Consider the following 16,830-nt stretch of genomic DNA (forward strand, 5'->3'; position numbering starts at 1 on the left):
GACACCCAGGTGTCCGGCCGCCCCGTTCGCCGTGGGTGTCCTGCTGTGACCGGGCACGCCGGCTTCCGGCACCGCGACCGGGTGCGCTCATGTCGCCGTCGCGGGCGTACCGTCGGTGAGCCCGTAGCGCGGGTACGCGGTGACCTCCGGGCCGGCTGCCGGCGGTGGATCAGCGGACGACCGCGGGCTCATCGCCGCGAAGGAGCCCGGATTCACCACCGCTGCCGCTGCCCGGGCCGCCCGTCGCACCTCGGTGACCGAAGGGAGCTCCGTGTACACGCAGAGGTCGGAGTGCTCGCACGTGCTCCTGTCGCGCTCCGTCTCACCTGTTCCGCTCACCGAAACCTTGCGTTCGAATCCGCTCGATTTTCTGCTCACTTCGGTAACTCGGTGCTTATGGATGCGGCCGGTCTGTCACTCTGTCGGTGTCGTCGGACCGTAGGAGCCGCACCGTGGCGCCCATTCCCTTGCAGCGGGACACCGTGCAGCGTCCCGGCACCACCCGTGCCGGGTACGCGCACGGCTCGCACCTGGCCGGCCGCACCAGCCTGCCCGGCATACCCCTCACACCGTCCGCCGCCCGCCGGTTCGTGCGGGCCACGCTCGCCGAGTGGACCGGGATCGGGGTGCCTGCCGCCGTGGGCTTCAGCGACCGGCTGGCCGACGACGCCGTGACCGTCACCAACGAGCTGGTGACCAACGCCGTCGTGCACGCCGGGACCACGGTCGACCTGGTCCTCAGGCTGGAGGAGGAGGGCGGCGACGAGCCGACGGCCGCCCTCGTCCTGGAGGTCACCGATCACCACCCGGCCCGCCCGGTGAGCGGTGACGATCCCGGGGGACCCGAACCGGCCGGGGCCCTCGCGGGGGAGCTGCCCGACCCCGCCGAGTACGGCCGGGGCCTCCAGCTCGTCGCCACCCTCGCCGACTCCTGGGGCATCACCTACCGCACCGGCCTCAAGACCGTCTGGGCCCGCCTCCCCGTCGACGACTGGAGTGCCCCGCCCGCCCCGCCCGACGGGGAGGTCCTCCGGCGCGGCCTGCGCGCCGCCGAGATTCTCGCCCCCGCCGCCCGGCGCACCGAGCGCGACGACGCGGTCTGGGACAGCCGGGGCGCCCCGGCCTTCCTCGCCGAGGCCTCCGACCTGCTCGCCGGGCAGCTCGACGAGGACCTGGTGGCCGCCATAGCGGGACAGCTGCTGGTGCCCCGGCTGGCGGACTGGTGCGCGATCTGGCTGGAGACCGAGGGCGGGGGACCGGCCGCCGAACCCCGGCTCGCCCGGGTCTGGCACAGCGACGAGACCGGCACCGAGCCCCTGCGCACCGCCCTGGAGCGGGAGCCCCTCCGCCTCCCGGCAGGCGTCGGCTCCGGCCCCGTGCCCTGGCCCGCCCGCCCCGCCGAGGAGGACCGGGACCACGCCGCCGAGGAGGACCGGGAGAACCCCGCCGAGGAGGGCGTCCCCCTACCGCCCCCGCACCCCGGCGGCCGGGACGGGGCCGCGCTCGCGTTCCGGATCACCGCGGGCGGGCGGGCCCTCGGGACCGTCCTCGTCGGCCGTGAGGGCGTCACCCGGGTGCCGGAGGCCGTCGCCTCGCTCATCGAGGACTTCGTCCGCCGCCTCGGCCTCGCCGTCGGTGCGGCCCGCGCCTACACCCGGCAGGCCACCATCAGCCGGATCCTCCAGCGCGGCCTGCTCCCCAGCAAGGTCGCCGAGATCCCCGGCGTCACCAGCGCCCTCGTCTACGAACCGAGCGACGACGGGGTGGTCGGCGGTGACTTCTACGACATCTTCCCGTGCCCCGGCGACTGCTGGTGCTTCGTCCTCGGCGACGTCCAGGGCAGCGGCCCCGAGGCCGCCGTCGTCACCGGCCTCGCCCGCCCCTGGCTGCGGCTGCTCTCCCGGGAGGGCTTCGGCGTCGGGGAGGTCCTGGACCGGCTGAACCGGCTTCTCCTGGACGACGCCATGGAGGCCGCCGAGGCCGCCGCCCTGATGGTCGCCGCCGCCGGGGGCCAGCAGCTCCACGACGGCACCCAGTCACGGTTCCTCTCCCTGCTGTACGGGGAGGTCGTCCCGCTCCCCGGCGGCGGGGTCCGCTGCACGGTCGCCAGCGCCGGGCACCCGCTGCCGCTGCTGCTGCGCCCCGACGGCTCCGTACGCCCGGCCGCCGAGCCCCAGGTACTGCTCGGGGTCGTCGAGGACGTGGCGTACGAGAGCCAGGTCTTCGACCTCGCGCCCGGGGACACCCTGCTCTGCGTCACGGACGGGGTGACCGAGCGCCGGTCGGGCGCGCTGATGTTCGACGACGGGGACGGGCTGGCCCGGGTCCTGGCCGGGTGCGCGGGGCTGCCCGCCGAGGCCACGGCCGAGCGGATCCGGCGAGCGGTCCATGAGTTCGCCGAGCAGCCGCCGGACGACGACGTGGCCCTGCTCGTGCTGCACGCGGACTGAGCGGCATGAGGATCCGGTAGGGGAAGCTTCCGCGGCGAGCGACAATGGACGGTATGCCTTCCGTACTGCCCGATGGTGAGCCCGTGCCCGACGACGGGGCGCTGCCCCGCCACGCCCTGGAAGGCGCAGCCGCCCGCCCGCTCGGCTTCTACCTGCACGTCCCGTACTGCGCCACCCGCTGCGGATACTGCGACTTCAACACCTACACCGCCACCGAGCTGCGCGGCTCCGGCGGGGCCCTGGCCTCCCGCGACAACTACGCCGCCCACCTGATCGAGGAGGTCCGCCAGGCCCGCAAGGTCCTCGGCGACGACCCGCGCCCGGTCCGTACGGTCTTCGTCGGCGGCGGCACGCCCACGCTGCTGCCCGCCGCCGATCTCGTCCGGATGCTGGCGTCGATCCGGGAGGAGTTCGGGCTGGCGGACGACGCGGAGATCACCACCGAGGCGAACCCGGAGTCCGTGGACCCGGCCTACCTCTCCGCGCTGCGCGAGGGCGGCTTCAACCGGGTCTCCTTCGGCATGCAGAGCGCCAAGCAGCACGTCCTGAAGATCCTGGACCGCACGCACACCCCCGGCCGCCCCGAGGCCTGTGTCGCCGAGGCCCGGGCTGCGGGCTTCGACCACGTCAACCTGGACCTGATCTACGGCACCCCCGGCGAGTCCGACGACGACTGGCGGGCCACCCTGGACGCCGCCATCGGCGCGGGCCCCGACCACGTCTCCGCGTACGCCCTGATCGTCGAGGAGGGCACCCAGCTCGCCCGCCGCATCCGGCGCGGCGAGATCCCGATGACCGACGACGACGCGCACGCCGACCGCTATCTCATCGCGGACGAGGCCTTCGCCGCCGCCGGCTTCGACTGGTACGAGGTCTCCAACTGGGCCACCACCGAGGCCGGCCGCTGCCTGCACAACGAGCTGTACTGGCGCGGCGCCGACTGGTGGGGCGCGGGCCCCGGCGCCCACAGCCACGTCGGCGGCGTCCGCTGGTGGAACGTGAAGCACCCCGGCGCGTACGCCCAGGCCCTTTCCGAGGGCCGCTCGCCCGGCGCCGGCCGCGAGATCCTCGGCCAGGAGGACCGCCGGGTGGAGCGCATCCTGCTGGAGCTGCGCCTGCGCGAGGGCTGCCCGCTGGACCTGCTGAAACCCGACGGCCTCACCGCCTCCCGCCGCGCCCTGACCGACGGGCTGCTGGACCCGCAACCGTACGGGAAGGGCCGCGCGGTCCTGACCCTGCGCGGGCGGCTCCTGGCCGACGCCGTGGTCCGCGACCTGGTGGACTGATCCGGCCGCGGACCCTCACGGCCTGCAGTCCTTCTGATCCGGCCGCGTACCCTCACGGCCTGCAGTCCTTCGCCGTCAGCGGCGGCGTGACGCCTGCGGGCTTGCCGCAGACGAAGGTCCGCTCGGCGCTCGGCCCGTGGCGGACCACCTTGACGATGTTGAGACCGTGCACGTTGTCCGAGACCGAGGACTTCGCCCGGCTGAACGAGATCGTCCCCGTGGGCATGTTGTTGAGGTCCACCGTGTGCAGCGTCGCCCACGTCTCCGCCGCGCTCCGGCGCTTGTCGCCGCGCGCCGCGGCGTCGTACAGGGCCGCCGTGGCGCTGTAGGAGATGACGGTCTGCCCGCTGGCGAACAGCTCGTCCTCGTACGCCGGACGCCCCGTGGCCAGCGCGGTGACCTCGCCGTCGGGGTGCAGCGCCCGCAGCGTGCGGTACGCGTCGCCGTAGAAACCGAGGTTCTTTCCCCGGTTCAGCGGGGCGAGTGAGCTGTGGTAGAGCGTGACGTTGGCCGCGATCGACGTGCTGTCGCCGAACGTGCCCTTCGTCAGATCGTCCCCGGTGAACACCGTCATCCGCCGGTTCGAGCACCCGGTGGTGCCCGACAGACCCGCCATCAGCGTCGGCACGTCCTCGACGCGACCCGCGAAGTACAGCGCGTCCGGGACCCGCTCGGCCTGGCAGATGGTGGTCAGCGGGGCGTTCAGGCTCGCCCCGCCCGCGAGGTCGTACGCCACGTCCCGGCCCAGCGAGAAGCCCGACGTCCGCAGCATCTCCTTGCCCGCGTTCCGCTGCTCGGCGGTGTACCGGTCCAGGTCCCCGTTGCGGTCCCCGCGCGACAGCACGATGGCGTGCGGCCGGTCCAGCCCCTTCGCGACCTGCCGGGCGACCAGCCCGAGCGCGTACGTCTGCTCCTCGTCCGTCGCCGCGAGCCCGAAGTAGTTGGGGAAACGGCGGGGCAGATCGCCGCTGGAGTTCGTCGTGTTCACCAGCGGCAGCCCGGCGTCGCGCAGCAGCCGCGTGGCGTCGTCGCTCTCGTAGGTGTTGCGGCCGAGGCCGACGACTCCGACCACCGACGGGTCCCGCCGGGCCACGTCGATGATCCTCCGTACGGCGGTGATCTGCCGCAACATGTCCTCGCCGCCGTTGGCGGTCAGCACCCGCAGCTTCACCGACCGGCCCACGGTCTTGTTCACCGCATGCTGCTGGAGGTAGACGCCGGTCAGCTCCTCCAGGCCCTTACGGGTCGCCTCCCGGTCCTTGCCCGTGGCGGTGAGCGGACCGGCGTACACGACCGTCACGTACGCGTCGCCCGGCTCGATGTCGTCGTTCTCCTCGCGGATCGCCTGCTCGATCCGCTCGAACGTGATGCCCTTGCCGGCCCCGTTCAGCTCCAGGTCGTTGCCCCGCGCGAAGAGCACCTCGGGCGCGGTCGCCACCCCGACGCACTCCCGGTCGCCGTCCCGGCCTTCCCAGATCGCGTCCGTGTTGCGGTCGGTCAACGGCCCGTGGCAGTAGGTGTCGCGCCAGTGCCCGGCCCACAGGAACGCCCCCAGCAGACTGCCCACGACGAGCACGGCGATGCTCGCCCGCGACATCACCCACCACGCCCAGGTCCGCCGCACCCGGTGGGTGACGAGCTGCGCGTGCGCGTGCTCATGGGTCAGCTTCTCGGTGGACAGCGGCAGCAGCAGCACCCACGCCAGGGTCGCGGCCGCCACCGGCGACTGGCCCAGGCTCAGATCGTCGACCCAGCGCTCGTAGCGGGCGCGGGCCCCCGAGGAACCGGTCTGCGCACCGGGGCCCGGCCGCTCCGGGCGCAGCGGCGGCGTGTGCCGCATGATCTCCGAGGCCGGCAGCGAGGCGAGCAGCAGCAGCGGATCCACCTCGCTGCGCCGCGACCGTACGTTGTTGATCGCGTTGATCAGCAGGATGCCGCCGTTGTCGTGCGTGGCCCGGGGCACGAACACCACCGGCGGGACCGTGCGCTTGCTGCGCCGCCAGTCCAGGGAGTGCGGGCGGTAGTTGTGCCGCAGGTCCTCCAGCAGCGCCTGCACCCGCAACTCCAGATGGAACTGGCGCGCGTGGTCGTCGCCCGCCCCCGCGTCCGCCACCCGCTCCGCGACCGCCGCCGCCCGCGCCCGGATCACCCGCCACGAACCGCTCGGCGAGAACCACGACCAGCCGTCCGACGGATAGCCGGTGCTGGAAGCGGCCAGCGACGAGGTGGTGGCGAACCACCGGCTGGCCCGGCGCAGCCACAGCAGCGGCGGCGCGGCCCGGCTCGCCAGGCCCACCGCAGCGAGCCCCAGCAGCGCGACTGCCGCCACCAGGGCCGTCAGCAGCCAGTTGATCTCCCCGAGCAGCACGCTGAGCAGGGCGATGAAGAGCGCGCCGACGAACGTCTCGGGCCGCACCGACTCCCGCAGCGACTCCCACCAGGTGCCCCGGCGCGGCCGGCCGGACCGCCAGCGCAGCCGGCTCAGCTGCTCCAGAATCCTTTCCTCGCGGACCTCGGAGGTGTTCCCGTCGGACTGCTCGACCACCTCCGCGGTGGCCTGCTCGATCGCCCCGAGCAGCCGGGAGCGGGGAAAGGAGAAGGTCTTGTACTGGGTGTTCTCGCGGGTCTCCCACGGCTTCTCGGAGAGCGTGCGCACCATGGCGAGCGCCGCCTCGTACGGGGTGGCCCCCCCGCCGTCCAGCAGCCGCACCGGCACCCGTCGTAACTCGTTGGCCCGGTGCACCTGGTGGACGACCCGCTCCACCCGGGCGTCGATCTCCGGCCCGGCCCCGGCGTCCGCCGCCTGGGCCACCACGAGCGGCATCACGGGCCGGTTGACCCGGTACCGGTCGATCAGCTGCTGCATCAGATGGAAGACGGCCGAGGCCGCCTCGTTGTCCGCACTGTCCCGCCAGACCTCGCGCGCCATCGCCCCGTGCCTTCCCCCGTGAGCCCTTCGGCTCCCCCGTGAGCCTTCCGGCCCGTGGACCGCCTGCCCGTTCTCCCACCTCAATAACCGATGGTGCGTGTGGGACGCAGGCATTCATAGGGATCGGTACGTGATCCTCTTCAACGGGGGCGTCGTCAGCTCCGGGACATCAGTCCGGAAGGGTGACGAAGTCGATCAATTCCTCCACCCGTCCCAGGAGTTGGGGTTCCAGGTCCTTGTAGCTGCGCACCTTGGACAGGATGTGCTGCCAGGCCGCCCCGGTGTTCTCCGGCCACCCCAGCGCCCGGCACACGCCCGTCTTCCAGTCCTGCCCCCTCGGCACCACCGGCCAGGCGTCGATCCCCACCGACGACGGCTTCACCGCCTCCCACACATCGATGTACGGGTGCCCCACCACCAGCACGTGCGCGCCCGTCACCCGCTCGGCGATCCGGGACTCCTTGGAGCCGGGCACCAGATGGTCCACCAGCACCCCCAGCCGGGCGTCCGGCCCCGGCGCGAACTCCCCGACGATCGCCGGAAGGTCGTCCACCCCCTCCAGGTACTCCACGACCACGCCCTCGATCCGCAGGTCGTCGCCCCACACCCGCTCCACCAGCTCCGCGTCGTGACGGCCCTCCACATAGATCCGCCCGGCCCGCGCCACCCGGGCCCGCGCCCCGGGTACCGCCACCGAACCGGAGGCCGTACGGGTGGGACGCACGGGGCCGCCGGGGCCCGGGCGCACCAGCGTGACGACCTTGCCCTCCAGCAGGAAGCCGCGCGGCTCCATCGGGAACACCCGGTGCTTGCCGAACCGGTCCTCCAGGGTCACCGTCGGGCCCTGGGCCGTCTTCTCGCAGCGGATCACCGCCCCGCAGAAACCGGTGGTGACCTCCTCCACGACCAGATCGGGTTCGGCGGGCACCTCGGGCACGGGGGCGGACCGCTTCCACGGTGGGGTCAGGTCCGGCTGGTAGCTGCGCATGGCACGACGATATTCGCCGCACCCGAGCCAGAGGGTCCCACCGCCGCAGGTGTCACGGGCACGGGTGTCACGGCCACAGGTGTCACACCACGTCGAGGAGCGGGTGTCACACCACGTCGAACCGCTCCGCCAGCGACGCCCGCTGCGCCCGGACGAAGTCCGCGTCCACCACGGCCCCGTGCCCCGGTACGTAGACCGCGTCCTCGCCGCCCAGCGCCAGCAGCCTCTCCAGCGCGGCAGGCCAGCGCGAGGTGATCGCGTCCGGGCCCGCCTGCGGCTCGCCCGACTCCTCGACCAGATCACCGCAGAACACCACCGGTGGCCCGCCGTCCGAGCCCGGCACCAGCACCGCGAGGTCATGGCCGCTGTGCCCGGGGCCCACGTTGGCCAGCAGCACCTGCCGGCCACCGCCCAGGTCGAGCGTCCAGTCGCCGCACACCTCGTGGTGCGGGACCACCAGCGTGTCCACCGACCGGGCCGCCTCGTCCTCCGGGACCCCGTGGCGCACCGACGAGACGGACAGCCCCTCCGCCCCGTCCCGCAGCAGGGCTCCGACGCCCACCGCCCCGTACACCTGCGCCCCGGCGAACGCCGCCGTGCCCAGCACATGATCGAAATGCGGGTGGCTCAGTGCGATATGCGTCACCCTCCGCCCGAGCAGCGCCTCGGCCTGCCGCCGCAGCTCGACGCCCTCGCGCAGCGTGGCGCCGGTGTCGTACAGCAGTACCCCGTCCGGCCCGGCGACCAGGCCGGTGGTGGCGTCCCAGCCGGGGAGCCGCCGCCTGCCGATACCGTTGCCCAACCGCTCCCAGCCGAAGTCTTCCCAAGCGACGTCCATACCAGGACGCTATCGGCAACGACCTGCGCGCTCTCGTGGGAGCGTGGCCGGTCGCCCTTGCCCCGGCCCCACCCCACCCCCGTACACTGACCGCGGGGATTGCTGGCACTCGAACGTACCGAGTGCCAGCCGGACACCGGAGAAATCCGGAGAGACACAGCTGGAGGTGTGCGCGATGCTCAGCGAACGCAGACTCGAAGTGCTGCGCGCCATCGTCCAGGACTATGTCGGCACCGAGGAGCCCGTCGGCTCCAAGGCGCTGACCGAGCGGCACCGGCTGGGGGTCTCCCCTGCCACCGTCCGCAACGACATGGCGGTGCTGGAGGACGAGGGCTTCATCGCCCAGCCGCACACGAGCGCGGGGCGCATCCCCACCGACAAGGGGTACCGCCTCTTCGTCGACAAGCTCGCGGGCGTCAAGCCGCTGTCCTCGCCCGAGCGCCGGGCCATCCAGAACTTCCTCGACGGCGCGGTCGACCTCGACGACGTGGTCGGCCGGACGGTGCGGCTGCTCGCGCAGCTGACCCGGCAGGTCGCCGTCGTGCAGTACCCCTCGCTGACCCGCTCGACGGTGCGGCACGTGGAACTGCTGGCGCTCGCCCCCGCCCGGCTGATGCTCGTCCTGATCACGGACACCGGCCGGGTCGAACAGCGTATGATCGACTGCCCTGCGCCGTTCGGCGAGGCATCGCTCGCGGATCTGCGGGCCCGGCTCAACAGCCGGGTCGTCGGACGCCGCTTCGCGGATGTCCCGCGGCTGGTGCAGGAGCTGCCGGAATCCTTCGACAGCGAGGACCGGGGGACGGTTTCCACGGTCCTTTCCACCCTCCTCGAAACACTGGTCGAGGAGACGGAGGAGCGGCTGATGATCGGCGGCACCTCCAACCTCACCCGCTTCGGACACGACTTCCCGGTGATGATCCGGCCGGTGCTGGAAGCACTGGAGGAGCAGGTCGTCCTGCTGAAGCTGCTCGGTGAGGCAACGGACTCCGGCATGACCGTACGGATCGGGCACGAGAACGCCCACGAGGGGCTCAACTCCACGTCCGTCGTCGCGGTCGGCTACGGTTCGGGCGACGAGGCAGTCGCCAAACTCGGCGTGGTCGGACCGACCCGCATGGACTACCCCGGAACGATGGGAGCGGTACGCGCAGTGGCACGTTACGTCGGACAGATCCTGGCGGAGTCGTAAGTGGCCACGGACTACTACGCCGTACTCGGCGTGCGCCGCGACGCATCTCAGGACGAGATCAAGAAGGCATTCCGTCGGCTCGCCCGCGAGCTGCACCCGGATGTCAACCCGGACCCGAAGACCCAGGAGCGGTTCAAGGAGATCAACGCCGCTTACGAGGTGCTCTCGGACCCGCAGAAGAAGCAGGTCTACGACCTCGGCGGCGACCCGCTCTCCGCCAGCGGCGGCGGCGGTGGCGCGGGCGGTTTCGGAGCCGGCGGCTTCGGCAACTTCTCCGACATCATGGACGCGTTCTTCGGCAACGCCGCGCAGCGCGGGCCCCGTTCGCGGACCCGGCGCGGCCAGGACGCCATGATCCGGCTGGAGATCGACCTCAACGAGGCGGCCTTCGGCACCACCAAGGACATCCAGGTCGACACGGCCGTCGTCTGCAACACCTGCAGCGGCGAGGGCGCGGCCCCCGGCACCTCGGCCCAGACCTGTGACATGTGCCGCGGCCGCGGCGAGGTCTCTCAGGTCACCCGGTCCTTCCTGGGCCAGGTGATGACCTCGCGGCCCTGCCCGCAGTGCCAGGGCTTCGGCACCGTCGTGCCCACCCCCTGCCCGGAGTGCGCCGGCGACGGCCGCATCCGCTCGCGGCGCACGCTCACGGTCAAGATCCCCGCGGGCGTCGACAACGGCACCCGCATCCAGCTCGCAGGCGAGGGCGAGGTCGGCCCCGGCGGCGGCCCGGCCGGCGATCTGTACGTGGAGATCCACGAGCTGCCGCACGCCGTCTTCCAGCGGCGCGGCGACGACCTGCACTGCACGGTCACCATCCCCATGACGGCCGCGGCCCTCGGCACCAAGTGCCCGCTGGAGACCCTGGACGGCCTGGAGGAGATCGACATCCGGCCCGGCACCCAGTCCGGCCAGTCCGTGCCCCTGCACGGGCGCGGGATCACGCATCTGCGCGGCGGCGGCCGGGGCGACCTGATCGTGCACGTCGAGGTGATGACCCCGTCCAAGCTCGACGCGGAACAGGAGCGGCTGCTGCGGGAGCTGTCCAAGCTGCGCGGCGAGGAGCGGCCCCTGGGTCAGTTTCAGCCAGGTCAGCAAGGGCTCTTCTCCCGGCTGAAGGACGCGTTCAACGGTCGCTGAACCGCTTTTCCCCTTTCACCGCACCGCCCGCCGGTTCCGTACCGGCGGGCGTGCGGCGTACGGCGGGAGAACTGGTCAGGACGTCGGCTGGCTGATTCGGCCCCGTGCAGGGGTACGTGGCACGATGCGGTCATGTCCTCCGAGTTGACCGATCTCTGCCGGTATCCGATCGTGCAGGCCCCCATGGCGGGCGGCACGTCCGGACCCCAGCTCGCCGGGGCCGTCGCCGATGCCGGCGGGCTCGGGTTCCTGGCCGCCGGGTACAAGACGGCGGACGGGATGTACAACGAGATCAAACAGCTGCGCCGGCTCACCGGCGGGCCGTTCGGCGTCAACCTCTTCATGCCGCAGCCGGCGCTCGCCGACCCCAGTGCCGTCGAGGTCTACCGCCACCAGCTCGCCGGCGAGGCCACCTGGTACGAGACCCCGCTCGGCGACCCGGACAGCAGCGGCGACGACGGCTACGAGGCGAAGGTCGCGATCCTGCTGGAGGACCCGGTCCCGGTGGTCTCCTTCACCTTCGGCTGCCCGACCCGCGACACGCTGGACGCCTTCGCCAGGGCCGGGACGCACACCATCGTCACGGTCACCTCGGCCGAGGAGGCCCAGAGCGCCCAGTGGGCGGGCGCCGACACCGTCTGCGTCCAGGGCGTCGAGGCGGGCGGCCACCGCTCCACCCACCGCGACGACCCGGAGGCCGGCCACACCGGCACCGGACTGCTCTCCCTCATCACCCAGGTCCGCGAGACCGTGCAGATCCCGATCGTCGCCACCGGCGGCCTGATGCGCGGCGCCCAGATCGCCGCCGTCCTCGCGGCGGGCGCGGACGCCGCCCAGCTCGGCACCGCCTTCCTGATCTGCCCCGAGTCCGGGGCGCACCTGCTGCACAAGCAGGCCCTGACCAACCCGCTGTTCGTCCGCACCGAGCTGACCCGCGCTTTCTCCGGGCGGCCCGCCCGCAGCCTGGTCAACCGCTTCGTCCGCGAACACGGCCCGTACGCCCCCGCCGCCTACCCCCAGGTCCACTACGTCACCAGCGGGCTGCGCCGGGCCGCCGCCAAGGCCGGGGACGCCCAGGGCATGGCCCTGTGGGCCGGGCAGGGCCACCGGATGGCCCGCGAACTGCCCGCAGGCGAGCTGATCGAGCTGCTCGCCGCCGAACTGGAGGCCGCCCGGGCGGCCCTGAGCATGAGGAGCCCCCGGTGACCGCACCGGTCTTCGTCGTCGAGCGGATGCCCACCGGGCCGGAGTTCGTCCTGGAAGGACCCGAAGGGCGGCACGCCGTCTCCGTCAAGCGGCTCAAGACCGGCGAGGAACTCGTCCTCACCGACGGCCTCGGCCACTGGGCGGACGGCGTCGTGCGGGCCGCCGAGGGCAGGGACCGCCTCACGGTCACCGTCCGCGGGGCCGTCCAGGAGGAGCCCGTACCCGAACCCCGGATCACCGTCGTCCAGGCCCTGCCCAAGGGCGACCGGGGCGAGCTGGCCGTCGAGACGATGACCGAGACCGGCGTCGACGCGATCGTTCCCTGGCAGGCGGCACGCTGCATCACCCAGTGGAAGGGCGAGCGGGGCGCCAAGGCCCTGACGAAGTGGCGCAGCACGGCGCGGGAGGCGGGCAAGCAGTCCCGCCGGGTGCGCTTCCCCGAGGTGACCGACGCCATGACGACCAAGCAGGTGGCAGCCCTGCTCGCCGACGCCGAGTTCGCCGGGGTCCTCCACGAGGACCGCGACCATGACAGCACCCCCCTGGCCACCGCCGAACTGCCCGCCACCGGCAGACTCGTGCTCGTCGTCGGCCCCGAGGGCGGCGTCTCCCCGCAGGAACTGGCCGCCTTCTCCGAGGCGGGCGCCCGCCCCTACCGCCTCGGCCGGAGCGTCCTGCGCACCTCCACGGCCGGGACGGCCGCGACCGCGCTGCTGCTGGGACGCACGGGGCGCTGGGGCTGAGGGGGCTGAGAGCCTGTCGGCACAGGCGGCCCCCGCGTTCGGCGGCGGCCCGGCGATAGCATGCCCGTGTACCGATCTTCAAGGAAGCGAACCGACCACCAGCGACGAGGAGGCCCGGCCATGGCGGGAGAGCCGCAGTCCGACTGCTTGTTCTGCAAGATCGTCTCGGGAGAGATCCCGGCGACCATCGTCCGCGAGAGCGAGACCACCGTCGCCTTCCGCGACATCAACCCGCAGGCACCGACCCACGTCCTGGTGATCCCCAAGGTCCACTACCCGGACGCCGCCACCCTCGCCGCCGCCGAACCGCAGATCGCCGCGGACGTGCTGCGTGAGGCCGGAGCGGTCGCCGCCGACGAGAAGGTCGTCGACAGCGGCTACCGGATCATCCTCAACACGGGCTCCGGCGCCGGCCAGACCGTCTTCCACGCGCACGCCCACGTCCTGGGCGGCCGTGGCCTCCAGTGGCCGCCCGGATAACGAGAGCCTCCGCCATGTCCGTACGCGAGCTGGTGGTGCTCGGCACCGCCAGCCAGGTCCCCACCCGGCACCGCAACCACAACGGCTATCTGCTGCGCTGGGACGGCGAGGGCATCCTCTTCGATCCCGGCGAGGGCACCCAGCGCCAGATGCTGCGGGCCGGGGTCGCCGCGCACGACATCCACCGGATCTGCGTCACCCACTTCCACGGCGACCACTCCCTCGGGCTCGCCGGGGTGATCCAGCGGATCAACCTCGACCAGGTGCCGCACCCGGTGACCGCGCACCATCCGGCGAGCGGGCAGCACTTCTTCGACCGGCTGCGGTACGCCACCGCCTACCGCGAGACCGTCGAGCTGAACCAGGTCCCGGTCGCCGGAGCCGGCGGCGTCCTCGCCACCACTCCGGCGTACACCCTGGACAGCAGGAAGCTCTCGCACCCCGTCGAGTCGTACGGCTACCGCCTCACCGAGCCCGACACCCGCCGGATGCTGCCCGCCCTCCTCAAGGAGCACGGCATCGCCGGACCGGACGTCGGCCGCCTCCAGCGTGAGGGCTCCCTCGGCGGCGTCACTCTGGAGCAGGTCTCCGAGCACCGGCGCGGGCAGCGGTTCGCGTTCGTCATGGACACCCGGCTATGCGACGGGGCGTACGAGCTCGCCGAGGGCTGCGACATGCTCGTCATCGAGTCGACCTTCCTCGACGAGGACGAGAAGCTGGCCGTCGACCACGGGCACCTGACCGCGGGACAGGCCGCCCGGGTGGCGAAGGAGTCGGGCGTGCGCCACCTCGTGCTGACCCACTTCTCCCAGCGCTACAGCGACCCGGAGCTCTTCGAGACCCAGGCCCGCGCCGCCGGGTTCGACGGCGAACTCACCGTCGCCCAGGACCTGATCCGGGTCCCGGTCCCCACCCGGCACCACCACTGAGACAACCGCACCACCGTCAACAACCGCACCACCGTTTGCGAGACACCGTGCACCTCCCCAAGGCAGAACTCCACCTCCACATCGAAGGCACCCTCGAACCCGAGCTGGCCTTCGCCCTCGCGGAGCGCAACGGAGTGGCCCTGCCGTACGCCACCACCGACGAACTGCGCGCCGCCTACGAGTTCGAGGACCTCCAGTCCTTCCTGGACCTCTACTACGCCCTGATGGCCGTGCTGCGCACGGAGGAGGACTTCGCCGAACTCGTCGACGCCTACCTCACCCGCGCCGCCGCCCAGGGCGTCCGGCACGCCGAGATCTTCTTCGACCCGCAGGCCCACACCGCCCGGGGCGTCCCGATCGGCACGGTCATCGAAGGGATCGGCCGGGCACTGGAGCGCAGCGAGGAGAAGCACGGCGTCTCCACCCAGCTGATCATGTGCTTCCTGCGCGACCTGTCCGCCGAAGCGGCCCTCGACACCCTGGAATCGGCGAAGCCGTATCTGCACCGGATCAGCGCGATCGGCCTGGACTCCGCCGAGGTCGGCCACCCGCCCGCCAAGTTCCGCGCGGTGTACGAGGAGGCCACCGCCCTCGGCCTGCGCAAGGTGGCCCACGCGGGGGAGGAGGGTCCGCCGGAGTACATCCGGGAGGCCCTGGACGTCCTCCGCGTCGAGCGCGTCGACCACGGGCTGCGCTGCCTGGAGGACCCGGAGCTGGTGGCACGGCTGGTCGCCGACCGGGTGCCGCTCACGCTCTGCCCGCTCTCCAACGTACGACTGCGCACGGTCGACACGCTGAAGGACCACCCGCTGCCGGAGATGATGGCCGCGGGACTCCTCTGCACGGTCAACTCCGACGACCCCGCCTACTTCGGCGGGTACGCGGGCGACAACTTCGACGCCGTACGGGACGCCCTCGCCCTGGACCGGGAGCAGCTGCGCACCCTGGCCCGCAACTCCTTCGAGGCGGCCTTCCTCGACCACGACGAGGAGCGCCGGGCGCGCTACCTGTCCGAGGTCGAGGCCTACGCGTTCGACTGACCGGAGCCGCCGTCCGGACCGGCCGTCCGGATCGCGCTGCGCACCAGCCGCCTGCGCCGCAGGGCCGGTACGCGCAGCTCCGTGACGGACTGCTCCGGTGAACCGAGCTTCGGCACCGCGCCGGGCAGGCTCCCGGTGGTGGCGGCGAGCAGGGCCGCCGGCGCGCCACCGCGGCGGCGCACCGAACCGGGCACCAGCGGACGGCCGCCGGTGTGCAGCGCCACGGCGGTCACCGGGGCGGCGACCAGCAGGGTGGCCGCCCCCAGGATCAGTCCCATCGCCGGATAGCCGGCCTCCTCGGAGAGCACGCTGCCCAGCAGCGGACCGCAGGCCACCCCCACGGAGGAGGCGGAGCCCGCCAGCACCGCCCAGCGGCCGCGTACGTCCAGGGAGGCGGCCAGCCCGATGAGGTAGGAGAGGACCACCGGGTAGAAGGTGTTCCACACCACCTCGCCGGTGGCGAACGATCCGAGGTCCCGGGCCGAGGAGCTGAGCACGATGCTCGCCGCGATCACCACGGTCCCCAGCCCGATCGGCACCGCCCGGCCGAGCCGCGCGCCGAGCAGCCCGGCGCCCGTCACCCCGAGCAGACCCGCGCCGAGCGCGGCGGCGAACACCGCGCCGACGGTGACCTCGGACAGCCCCGCCTGGACCTGGCCGATGCGGCTGCTCACGCCCCACAGCGCGTTCTGCGCCATGGACCAGACCAGCATGCCGCCCGCCAGGACGAGCCCGGAGCGGCGGTGCGGGAGCCGGCCGGTGATCGGTGAAGCGGTCTCCTCCGCGGTCGTCGCACCGCCGAGCCGGGCGGTCGCGGGCCAGACGAGCAGGGCGGCCAGGGCGATCGCGGCGAACGGGAGCCGGTGGCCGCCGCCGAGGTGGGGGATCGTCAGATAGAGGACTCCCGCCGTGGCGGACACGGTGAGCAGCCCGAGCGAGGACGTCCGGTGCGGGTCGCGCCGGGCGGCGATCCCGGCCGCGGCGACCGCCGTCGCCGTGCCCGAGCCGAAGCCGCCGACCACCACGCCGAGCACCACCGGCGGCACGGACCCGGCGAGCGCGGCACAGCCGTAGCCGACGGCGGCCAGCACCAGACCGGCGCGGGCGGGGGTGCGTGCCCCGTACCGCTCGACCCGGCCGGCCAGGGAGAAGCCGGCACCGGCCGAGCTGAGGAGCAGGGCGCTGCCGACCAGGCCCGCCTGGGCAGGAGTCAGCCCGAGATGGGCGCTGAGCCGGCCGACGACGGTGGGGAGCAGATAGGCGGCGAGGTAGCCGGCGGTGAACACGGCAACCAGGGGCCACGCGGCACCAGGGCGCGAGGACATGGGCGTTCCTGAAGACATGCCTGAGCAGGCAGGGGGGAGGGGAGGGGAGGGGTGGAGCGAAGGGGTGAGGCAGAAGGGTGGAGCGGGGCACAGCGAAACGAGCGGGGGCATGCGAAGGCATGGAGGTATTGCAGTGGTTTACAGCGAGATGCTGAGAAATGCGGCTCTCGTCGGAGAAGGCCCCCGAAGGTGCTCGCGGGGCAATTTGTATCAAGCGCTCCCGGCTGCCCGAAAGCTACCCCGATGTGATCTGGGTCACTTATGCGTTTATGCAGCGAAACCCC

13 protein-coding genes are annotated in these 16,830 nt (G+C 72.8%); 9 read left to right on the forward strand and 4 right to left on the reverse strand.

The genetic code is table 11. The features are described from left to right. The first annotated feature begins 452 nt into the window (after positions 1-452). Positions 453-2,450, forward strand: a complete 1,998-nt coding sequence (locus tag IG90_RS0118590; RefSeq protein ID WP_030585431.1) for an ATP-binding SpoIIE family protein phosphatase — start codon at positions 453-455, stop codon at positions 2,448-2,450. A 44-nt stretch (positions 2,451-2,494) separates the two neighbouring features. Beyond that, positions 2,495-3,736: a radical SAM family heme chaperone HemW gene (gene hemW, locus IG90_RS0118595; protein ID WP_030585434.1), complete on the forward strand. Its 1,242-nt coding sequence runs from the start codon at positions 2,495-2,497 to the stop codon at positions 3,734-3,736. A gap of 52 nt (positions 3,737-3,788) precedes the next feature. On the opposite strand, the gene IG90_RS0118600 is transcribed toward hemW, so the two are convergent. The 3 genes from IG90_RS0118600 to IG90_RS0118610 all read right to left on the reverse strand — a co-directional run bounded on the left by IG90_RS0118600 (position 3,789) and on the right by IG90_RS0118610 (position 8,491). Beyond that, entirely contained in the window at positions 3,789-6,665 is a 2,877-nt protein-coding gene (locus IG90_RS0118600) for an ABC transporter substrate-binding protein (RefSeq protein WP_030585437.1), read from the reverse strand. 169 nt (positions 6,666-6,834) lie between these two features. Further along, positions 6,835-7,653, reverse strand: coding sequence for a DUF3097 domain-containing protein (locus tag IG90_RS0118605; protein ID WP_030585439.1), 819 nt, complete (start codon positions 7,651-7,653; stop codon positions 6,835-6,837). Positions 7,654-7,759: 106 nt separating this feature from the next. Then, a complete protein-coding gene (locus IG90_RS0118610) occupies positions 7,760-8,491 on the reverse strand; it encodes an MBL fold metallo-hydrolase (protein ID WP_030585441.1) in 732 nt (243 codons plus the stop codon). A gap of 175 nt (positions 8,492-8,666) precedes the next feature. Between IG90_RS0118610 and hrcA the strand changes: the two genes are divergently transcribed. The 7 genes from hrcA to IG90_RS0118645 all read left to right on the forward strand — a co-directional run bounded on the left by hrcA (position 8,667) and on the right by IG90_RS0118645 (position 15,221). Next, a complete protein-coding gene (gene hrcA, locus IG90_RS0118615; protein ID WP_030585444.1) occupies positions 8,667-9,683 on the forward strand; it encodes a heat-inducible transcriptional repressor HrcA in 1,017 nt (338 codons plus the stop codon). Next, positions 9,684-10,823, forward strand: a complete 1,140-nt coding sequence (dnaJ, locus tag IG90_RS0118620; protein ID WP_030585447.1) for a molecular chaperone DnaJ — start codon at positions 9,684-9,686, stop codon at positions 10,821-10,823. It begins immediately after the preceding gene. A 132-nt stretch (positions 10,824-10,955) separates the two neighbouring features. After that, on the forward strand, positions 10,956-12,029 hold the full coding sequence (locus IG90_RS0118625; protein ID WP_030585450.1) for a nitronate monooxygenase: 1,074 nt from the start codon (positions 10,956-10,958) through the stop codon (positions 12,027-12,029). Beyond that, positions 12,026-12,772 carry a 16S rRNA (uracil(1498)-N(3))-methyltransferase gene (locus IG90_RS0118630; protein WP_030585453.1) on the forward strand — a complete coding sequence of 249 codons (747 nt, stop codon included), beginning with the start codon at positions 12,026-12,028 and terminating at the stop codon, positions 12,770-12,772. The genes IG90_RS0118625 and IG90_RS0118630 overlap by 4 nt, the downstream gene beginning before the upstream one ends. A gap of 120 nt (positions 12,773-12,892) precedes the next feature. After that, on the forward strand, positions 12,893-13,252 hold the full coding sequence (locus IG90_RS0118635) for a histidine triad nucleotide-binding protein (RefSeq protein WP_030585458.1): 360 nt from the start codon (positions 12,893-12,895) through the stop codon (positions 13,250-13,252). 14 nt (positions 13,253-13,266) lie between these two features. Beyond that, positions 13,267-14,181 carry a ribonuclease Z gene (locus IG90_RS0118640; RefSeq protein WP_030585461.1) on the forward strand — a complete coding sequence of 305 codons (915 nt, stop codon included), beginning with the start codon at positions 13,267-13,269 and terminating at the stop codon, positions 14,179-14,181. A gap of 47 nt (positions 14,182-14,228) precedes the next feature. Beyond that, positions 14,229-15,221 (forward strand): adenosine deaminase, encoded by a 993-nt coding sequence (locus IG90_RS0118645; protein WP_030585463.1) that lies wholly within the window; start codon positions 14,229-14,231, stop codon positions 15,219-15,221. Here the strand turns inward: IG90_RS0118645 and IG90_RS0118650 are convergent. Further along, the gene (locus IG90_RS0118650; RefSeq protein WP_030585466.1) at positions 15,206-16,546 is read right to left on the reverse strand and encodes an MFS transporter; all 1,341 of its coding nucleotides are present in this window, start codon (positions 16,544-16,546) and stop codon (positions 15,206-15,208) included. The genes IG90_RS0118645 and IG90_RS0118650 overlap by 16 nt on opposite strands. Positions 16,547-16,830: the final 284 nt, after the last annotated feature.

Origin of the sequence: Streptomyces anulatus, from assembly GCF_000721175.1 — a bacterium.
In the GTDB taxonomy this organism is placed as follows: domain Bacteria; phylum Actinomycetota; class Actinomycetes; order Streptomycetales; family Streptomycetaceae; genus Streptomyces; species Streptomyces anulatus_C.